This is a genomic window from Mesorhizobium sp. M2C.T.Ca.TU.002.02.1.1, assembly GCF_003997225.1.
Window position 1 is genome coordinate 1 of the sequence record NZ_RZTO01000209.1, and the last position, 8,305, is coordinate 8,305.

The 8,305-nt window shown below is 63.4% G+C and carries 7 protein-coding genes and 1 pseudogene; 6 read left to right on the top strand and 2 right to left on the bottom strand.

What is annotated here, in order from left to right; genetic code table 11:
• Positions 1 to 534 (bottom strand): annotated as a pseudogene (locus EOD07_RS13660) (polyphosphate kinase 2); the annotation flags it as partial.
• Between the two features lie 198 nt (positions 535 to 732).
• Here EOD07_RS13660 and EOD07_RS13665 point away from each other — a divergent pair.
• The 3 genes from EOD07_RS13665 to EOD07_RS13675 all read left to right on the top strand — a co-directional run bounded on the left by EOD07_RS13665 (position 733) and on the right by EOD07_RS13675 (position 4,024).
• The gene (locus tag EOD07_RS13665) at positions 733 to 1,998 is read left to right on the top strand and encodes an ATP-binding protein (protein ID WP_127235835.1); all 1,266 of its coding nucleotides are present in this window, start codon (positions 733 to 735) and stop codon (positions 1,996 to 1,998) included.
• A 108-nt stretch (positions 1,999 to 2,106) separates the two neighbouring features.
• On the top strand, positions 2,107 to 2,829 hold the full coding sequence (phoU, locus tag EOD07_RS13670; protein WP_073989355.1) for a phosphate signaling complex protein PhoU: 723 nt from the start codon (positions 2,107 to 2,109) through the stop codon (positions 2,827 to 2,829).
• A 187-nt stretch (positions 2,830 to 3,016) separates the two neighbouring features.
• A complete protein-coding gene (locus EOD07_RS13675; protein ID WP_127235836.1) occupies positions 3,017 to 4,024 on the top strand; it encodes a magnesium and cobalt transport protein CorA in 1,008 nt (335 codons plus the stop codon).
• A gap of 119 nt (positions 4,025 to 4,143) precedes the next feature.
• Here EOD07_RS13675 and EOD07_RS13680 read toward each other — a convergent pair whose 3' ends face one another.
• Entirely contained in the window at positions 4,144 to 4,662 is a 519-nt protein-coding gene (locus EOD07_RS13680; protein ID WP_040985866.1) for a GcrA family cell cycle regulator, read from the bottom strand.
• A 357-nt stretch (positions 4,663 to 5,019) separates the two neighbouring features.
• Here EOD07_RS13680 and EOD07_RS13685 point away from each other — a divergent pair, with 357 nt between their 5' ends.
• The 3 genes from EOD07_RS13685 (at position 5,020) to EOD07_RS13695 (ending at position 8,302) form a co-directional block, all read left to right on the top strand.
• Positions 5,020 to 6,219: an aspartate aminotransferase family protein gene (locus EOD07_RS13685; RefSeq protein ID WP_127235837.1), complete on the top strand. Its 1,200-nt coding sequence runs from the start codon at positions 5,020 to 5,022 to the stop codon at positions 6,217 to 6,219.
• Positions 6,220 to 6,235: 16 nt separating this feature from the next.
• Positions 6,236 to 7,147: an ornithine carbamoyltransferase gene (argF, locus tag EOD07_RS13690; protein ID WP_040986240.1), complete on the top strand. Its 912-nt coding sequence runs from the start codon at positions 6,236 to 6,238 to the stop codon at positions 7,145 to 7,147.
• A gap of 123 nt (positions 7,148 to 7,270) precedes the next feature.
• Positions 7,271 to 8,302, top strand: a complete 1,032-nt coding sequence (locus EOD07_RS13695; RefSeq protein WP_127235838.1) for an Hsp33 family molecular chaperone — start codon at positions 7,271 to 7,273, stop codon at positions 8,300 to 8,302.
• The last annotated feature ends 3 nt before the right edge of the window (positions 8,303 to 8,305 follow it).

An 8,305-nucleotide genomic window follows, 5' to 3' on the forward strand; every position in this document is an offset into this window, starting at 1 on the left:
ATGCGGTGTCTCATCGAGGAATTTCTCGTGCTGCTCCGGCGTGCAGAATCCCATGACCGGCTCGACGCCGGCGCGGTTGTACCAGGAGCGGTCGAAGGTGACGAACTCGCCCGAAGTCGGGAAATGCTCCACATAGCGCTGGTAGTACCATTGCCCGGCTTCGGTCGGCGTCGGCTTTGTCAGCGCGACGTTGCGTGCCGTGCGTGGGTTCATATATTGCCGCAGCACGAAGATCGTACCGCCCTTGCCGGCCGCGTCTCTGCCTTCGAACAGCGCCATCACCCGCTTGCCGGTCGTCTGCAGCCAGGCTTGCGCCTTGACCAGCTCGATCTGCAGCCCTTCGAGCTCCTTTTCGTAGTCTTCGCCTTTCATCTTCTTGTCGTAAGGATAGCCGCCGGCGGTGAGCTTGTTGTCCTCGATCCAGTCAGGCAGCACCGGATTGTCGATGTCGAACTCGCGCTCCTTGCCGCCGATCTTGATCTTGATCGGTGCCGTGGCTGGCACCGCTTCAGCCGTTTCCTTGGCCTTTTTCATCCAGACGAACCTTTCCAGTTTGCGGACTCATGCTATGGAGCCTGTGCAGCGTAGCGCGCATTCGGGCGCAAAGACGCTGTAGCATTTTGATTTTGCGCATGAACCTTCGCGAAAATCGATCCTGATTTTCAGGGCCATGCGCCAGGCCGGTCCAGCGAACTGCTGACCGATCGACGGCATGCGGGGTGGCGCGGGCCTATGGCAGAGACGGGCGCTGAGCAGGACGGCAGGGGACAGGCCCTGGTGGCGCGGCTGTCGCGCAACCGCTGGCTGCTTGGCGCGGGTGTTCTCGCGGTCCTTGCCGTCTATTTTTTTGCTGGCGTCTCCATTTATGTGCTGGTGCTGGCCCTGGTCGCGCTGGCGGCCGCGGCGATGCTGTCCAAGGATGCCGGACGCCAGCCAGCCGATGCAGGAGCGGCGATCGAGGCAAGCGGGCTGCAAAGGCTCTCCAGCGAGTATCTGGCGGCCGCGGTCGCCGATCCGCTGATCATCTTCGACCATTCCGCCACCATCGTTCATGCCAACGCTGCCGCTTTCGCCGCCTTCGGCGGGCTTGCGCCGGGCATGTCGCTGTCATTGAAGTTCCGCGCGCCGGAAATGCAGGCGCTGCTCGACGGCATCCTGTCAGGGCAGGTCGCCGCCGACGCGGTCGACTACACCGAAAAGCTCCCGGTGGAGCGGACATACCGTGTCAGCGCGTCCACGGTCGGTCATGCCACCGGCCTGTATGTGCTGGTCTTCAAGGACCAGAGCGAGACGCGCCGCATCGATCGCATGCGGGCCGATTTCATCGCCAATGCCAGCCACGAGCTGCGCACGCCGCTCGCCTCGATCGCCGGCTTCATCGAGACGCTGCGCGGGCCGGCCCGCAACGACCCGGCGGCGCGCGACCAGTTCCTGCAGATCATGCAGAACCAGACCGGCCGCATGGCCCGCCTGATCGACGATCTGCTCTCCCTGTCGCGGTTGGAGATGAAGCCCTATCTGAGGCCGGGCACGGAGGTCGATCTTCGCCAGACGATCGACAGCGTCATCGATTCGCTCGGGCCGCTGGCCAGCGAGAACGGCGTCGTCATCGAGCGGGAGTTCGCCGACGGGCCGCTCGTCGTTCCCGGCGATCGCGACGAACTGTTCCAGGTTTTCGAGAATCTCCTCGAGAACGCCTGCAAATACGGCCAGTCGGGCGGGCGCGTCACCGTATCGATTGCCGGCAGCGAGGATGGCCAACAGCCGGGCTTCGACGTCACGATCAGGGACTACGGTCCGGGCATTGCCGAAGAACACATCCCGCGCATCACCGAACGCTTCTACCGCGTCGATGTCGAAAGCAGCCGCACCCAGAAAGGCACCGGGCTTGGCCTTTCGATCGTCAAGCATATATTGACCCGTCATAACGCAAGACTGTCCATCAAGTCGGAGGTCGGCAAGGGCGCGGCGTTCACGGTTCATTTGCCGGCTCGCTGATCGTATATTGGTTGCTAACCGGGATTTTCTTCATTCTGTCATGCGGTTCACGTATCAGCGGCGGAATGAGGGAACGCACCAGCCGGCATAAACCGGGAAGGCATATCCATGCAGTCCGTCCATATCGTCAGTGCCTATGACGAAGAACTGAAGTATCTGTCGAAGCGCATCGCCGCGATGGGCGGGCATGCCGAGCGCATGGTCGAACAGGCGGTGGCGGCCCTGGTGAACGTCGATCACGGCCTCGCCCAGAAGGTCATCCAGGACGATCTCGTCCTCGACGAGGGGCAGCGCGAGATCGACGACAAGGCCATCATCATCATCGCCAGGCGCCAGCCGATGGCGACGGACCTTCGCGAGATCGTCGGCGCCATCCGCATCTCGGCCGATATCGAGCGTGTCGGCGACTTGGGCAAGAACGTCGCCAAGCGCGTTGCCGCGGTCGACGGCCGCCAGCCGAACAGTCTTTTCCGCGGTCTGGAGGCCCTTGCCGACCTGGCGCTGACGCAGCTCAAGGAAGTGCTCGACGTCTATGCCTCGCGTTCGGTCGAGAGGATCGGCTTCGTGCGCGACCGGGACGACCAGATTGACGCCATGTACACCTCGCTGTTCCGCGAGCTTTTGACCTACATGATGGAAGATCCGCGCAACATCACGCCCTGCACGCATCTTCTGTTCTGCGCCAAGAATATCGAGCGCATCGGCGACCATGCAACCAACATCGCCGAGACCATCTACTACATCGTCACCGGCGACCAGATGCCCGCCGACCGTCCGAAGGGCGACAAGACCGATAAGGTCGTGCTTCCCGGCACGGTGCCGGCTAAGTGAACATGCGCCTCTCGAACGGCTTCCTGATTTAGGTTAAGCTCCTCTGGAGCGTCTCACCGTTTCATGAAAACGGTGAGACGCCCTAACTCTTTGTTTTTACGCAATTCCGGGCGGAAAACCGCTCACACTTTTCCTGGAATTGCTCCAGGCGCAGCAATTTGTCAGTCGCAGTCTCGGGAGGTTTGCGATGGAACAAGTTCGAAACCTGACCCCGGCCCCGCCGACATCGGGCATCATTGCATCCAGCGTCTATTCGGCCGGCAAGCGCGTCACCGACATCGCCATCGAACAGGCCGGCGAATGGGCGGCAAAACCCGGCCATGTCGTCTGGATCGGCCTGCTCGAGCCCGATCGCAATCTCCTGCTCAGGGTGCAGGCGCAATTCCACCTGCATGACCTGGCGATCGAGGACGCCGAGCATCCGCATCAGCGCCCGAAGATCGAGCAATATGGCGATGCTCTCTTCATCGTCGCCCGCACCGCGCAATTGATCGACGGCCGCGTCACCTTCGGCGAGACGCATCTGTTCGTCGGCACCGGCTACATCGTCAGCGTCCGGCACGGCCCCTCGACCTCCTACGCCGCCGTGCGCCAGCATTGGGAGAGCTGCCCGCATTCGCTCGCCAAGGGCGAGGATTTCGTCCTCTACGCCATCCTCGATTTCATCGTCGACAATTACATGCCGGTGCTGGAGCAGATCGAGGACGAGGTCGAGGCGATCGAGGACAAGGTGCTTTTGAAGCCGATGACCGGCGCCGATATCGAGCGTCTATATATGCTGCGCCGCGATCTCTTGCGGCTGCGCAATGCGGCCCTGCCGCTGGTCGAGGTCTGCCGTAGGCTGACCAGCGCCGATCTGCCGCAGATCCATGCCGCCATGCATCCGCTGTTTCGCGACGTGACCGACCACATCCGCACCGTGCAGGAAAAGATCGACAGCCTGCGCGAGGTCCTGGCCTTCGCGTTCGAAGCGAGCCTTCTCGTTGGGCAGAGCCAGGAAACCGCCATCTCCAAGAAGCTCGCCTCATGGGCCGCCATTCTGGCGGTGCCGACAGCCTTCGCCGGCATCTACGGCATGAACTTCTCCGACATGCCGGAGCTGAAGATGGAATATGGCTATCCGACCGTGCTCGCGGCCATCGCGCTGATCTGTGCGTTCCTGTACTGGCGGTTCAAGAAGAATGGGTGGCTGTGAAATAGGGGAGTAAGGGAGTAGGGCAGTAAGGGAGTATGTTAGGAAACTGCCAAAAGCTGCGCTCACAAGGGCAATCTTCACCTACTCCCCTACTGCCTTACTCCCCTATTCCCCTAATCTTACCTTGCCCTGCGCCGTTCCGCCGCCGGCTGGAACGCAACCCGGGAGTGATACTTGCAGTACGGTCCCGTTTCGGCGGCGTCGTTGCCGCAGAAGCTGAAGTCTTCCGAGAGTGGGTCGCCGTTCGGCCATTTGCAGGTGCGTTCGGTCAGTTCGACAAGCTGCAGGTTGCGCGAGATCGGAACGACCACGTTTTCAACCGGGCGGATATAGTGGCGCGCGACCGGCTCGGCGTCGAACTGCACCTGCAGCGCCGTGGCGCCGATGGTCGCCGTCACATGGCGCGTGGCGCTTGCGGCGCGGGTCACCGATTTCTGCATCGAGGCGCCTTGCGTCGCCTTCTTCTGGCGCGCCGGGGCGGCCGTCGCGCGGCCGCGGCCCGACAGCTTCAGGCGATGCACCTTGCCGATGACGGCATTGCGGCTCACTCCGCCAAGCTGTGCGGCAATCTGGCTGGCGCTCAGGCCCTCCGACCACAATTTCCTGAGAAGTTCTACCCGCTCGTCAGTCCAATTCATGGGGCCGCGCTCCTGCTGAGGCGTGCGGTAGTCAGAATCCATTCCCGACCCGGCTCCCGCCGGGCAAACGACACCACATATACCGGGTGATTTAGGTCCGCCGCACGAAATCTAGTTATTTCTCGACTACAAATACCTTATGCGCTGACTCGGTGACAAGAGTCCCCAGGGCAACACGATTCGGTTTTTTCGGTTTTCCCCAACTTGCCGGTCTACTTATGAGCCGGCGTGGCGTCAGGGCTTTGCCACGCGCTTGTGCGTGACGTTTTCGTTGACTTCATGGCCGAAAAACATGATAAGCCGCAAAGGCCGCCGCATTGGCGGCTTTTTTGATTTCCGGTTCCGGAGACGCATATAATGAGCGGTTCGGCGCTTTACGAGACCTTTGCTCGCGCACCCCTGGCTTTCGACCACGGGGAGGGGACCTGGCTGGTCACCGACAAGGGCGAGCGATATCTCGACTTCGCGGGCGGCATCGCGGTGAATTCGCTGGGCCACAGCCATCCGCATCTGGTCGCGGCGCTCACCGAACAGGCCGCCAAGCTCTGGCACGTCTCCAATCTCTACGAGATCCCGGAACAGCGCCGGCTGGGCGAGCGGCTGGTCGACGCCACCTTTGCCGACAAGGTGTTCTTCACCAATTCGGGCGCCGAGGCGCTGGAATGCGCCATCAAGACGGCGCGGCGCTACCAGTTCGTCAAGGGTCACCCGGAGCGTTTCCGCATCATCACCTTCGAGGGCGCCTTCCACGGCCGCACGCTGGCGACGATCGCCGCCGGCGGCCAGTACAAATATCTCGAAGGCTTCGGCCCGAAGGTCGAGGGCTTCGACCAGGTCGCATTCGACGACATCGACGCGGCCGAAAAGGCGATCACGCCGGAGACCGCGGCAATCCTGATCGAGCCGGTGCAGGGCGAGGGCGGCATCCGCCCGGTGCCGACGCAGTCCTTGAAGCGGCTGCGGCAGCTCTGCGACCAGCACGGCCTGCTTTTGATCTTCGACGAGGTCCAGTGCGGCATCGGCCGAACCGGAAAATTGTTCGCGCATGAGTGGGCCGGCGTCACGCCCGACCTGATGGCGATCGCCAAGGGCATCGGCGGCGGCTTCCCGATGGGTGCCTGCCTTGCCACGGATGAGGCGGCGACCGGCATGACCGCCGGCGTACACGGCACCACCTTCGGCGGCAATCCGCTGGCGATGGCGGTCGGCAACGCCGTGCTCGACGTGGTGCTGGCCGACGGTTTCCTCGAGGACGTGCAGCGCAAGGCGCTGCTTCTGAAACAGGGGCTGGCCGGGGTCGCGGACGAATTTCCCGACGTCATCGAGGGCATCAGGGGAACCGGCCTGATGCTCGGCCTGAAATGCGTCATGCCCAACACCAAGGTGAACATGGCGCTGCGCGACCAGCACCTGCTTGCCGTGCCGGCGGGCGACAATGTCATCCGGCTCCTGCCGCCGCTCACCGTTACCGACGCGGAGATCGGCGAGGCGCTGAAGCGCATTCGCGCCGGCGCCAAGGGCCTGACCGACGCTATTGCGGCCGAAGCCGCGAAATAATTTCTGGAACCTGCCGATGAGTGTTCGCCACTTCACCGATCTATCCGCCGTTTCCGCGGGCGACCTGCGCTCGATGCTGGACGACGCGGTGGCGCGAAAGACCAGGCTCAAGGCGGGTGAGCGCTCAAAACCGCTCGACGGCAAGGTGCTGGCCATGATCTTCGACAAGCCGTCGACGCGCACGCGCGTATCCTTCGATGTCGGCATGCGCCAGCTCGGCGGCGAGACGATCATGCTGACCGGCACCGAGATGCAGCTCGGCCGCTCGGAAACCATCGCCGACACGGCAAAAGTGCTGTCTCGTTACGTCGATGCCATCATGATCCGCACCACCTCGCATGACCGGCTGCTGGAGCTCACCGAGAACGCCACCGTTCCGGTCATCAACGGGCTGACCGACGACACGCATCCCTGCCAGCTCATGGCCGACATCATGACCTATGAGGAGCATCGCGGTCCGGTGGCCGGCAAGACTTTCGCCTGGACCGGTGACGGCAACAATGTGCTGCATTCGCTGCTCGAAGCCTCGGCGCGCTTCCGCTTCAACCTCAATGTCGCGGTGCCGGAGGGCAGCGAGCCTTTCGAGAAATATGTCGACTGGTCGAAAGCCAATGGCGGCAAGGTCCGGTTTGCCAAGTCCGCCGAGGAAGCCGTCGACCAGGCCGACTGCGTCGTCACCGACAGCTGGGTCTCGATGGGCCAGGAGCATCGCGCCCGCGGCCACAACGTCTTCCTGCCCTATCAGGTGAATGCCGCGCTGATGGCGAAGGCCAAAGCCGATGCGTTGTTCATGCACTGCCTGCCGGCGCATCGCGGCGAGGAGGTCACCGACGAGGTGATCGACGGGCCGCATTCGGTGGTCTTCGACGAGGCCGAGAACCGGCTGCACGCCCAGAAGGCGGTGCTGGCCTGGTGCCTGGGCGCTTGAGAAGGGCCGACCTGACCGCTTCCGGCCCGATCGGGGTCAACTTGATCTGGGGATATGTGATGCCTATTTGCGGGCCATCACGTAAATTGAACGCGCTTCGACGCATGCGGCTCATCGGGTTGCATGGCTGCGCCCCGGAGTTTTGTCATGTTGGAAACCCATACCTTGGCTGAGCATAGACCCCAACTCGGTGAATTCGGCTTTGCCGGCGACGATCACGTCGTGCCCTACGAGGTCGCGCCGCTCGATGTGCGCGGCCGCACCGTGCAGCTCGGGCCGATGCTCGACGCCATTTTGAGCCGTCACAATTATCCCGAGCCGGTCGCCCGCCTGCTGGCGGAAGCCTGCGTGCTCACCGTGCTGCTCGGCACCTCGCTGAAGTTCGAGGGCAAGTTCATCCTGCAGACCCGCACCGACGGTCCGGTCGACATGCTCGTGGCTGATTTCACCACGCCACATGCGCTGCGCGCCTATGCGCGCTTCGATGCCGACCGGCTGCAGGCGCTGATCGCCGCCGGCGAGGCCTCGCAGCAGACGCTGCTTGGCAACGGTGTCTTGGCTTTGACCATCGACCAGGGCGCGCATACGCAGCGCTACCAGGGCATCGTCCAGCTCGACGGCACCTCGCTGGAGGACGCCGCGCGCACCTATTTCCGCCAGTCGGAGCAGATCCCGACCGACATCAAGATGTCGGTCGCCAAGCTGGTCACGCCCGGCCCGGCCGGCGCGCGCGAGCAGTGGCGCGCCGGCGGCATCCTGGCGCAGTTCCTGCCCCAGGCGCCGGAGCGCATGCGCATTCCCGATATTTCGGGCGGCGACGGTGATCCGCGTGACGTCGCGGACCAGCCGGCCGACAATTCCTGGCAGGAATTGCTGGCGCTGCTGGGCACGATCGAGCAGACCGAGCTGATCGACCCGACAGTGGGCGCCGAGCGGCTGCTTTACCGGCTGTTCCACGAGCATGGCGTGCGGGTTTTCCGCGGCGTGCCGGTCGCCGACCAGTGCTCCTGCTCGCGCGAGAAGATCCACGGCATCCTCGGAGGCTTTTCGGCCGAGGAGATCAAGGATTCGACCGAGGATGGCGGCATCCATGTCGCCTGCGAGTTCTGCTCGACGCAATACGACTTCGACCCGGCCGAATTCGCGGCGGAGTGAGAA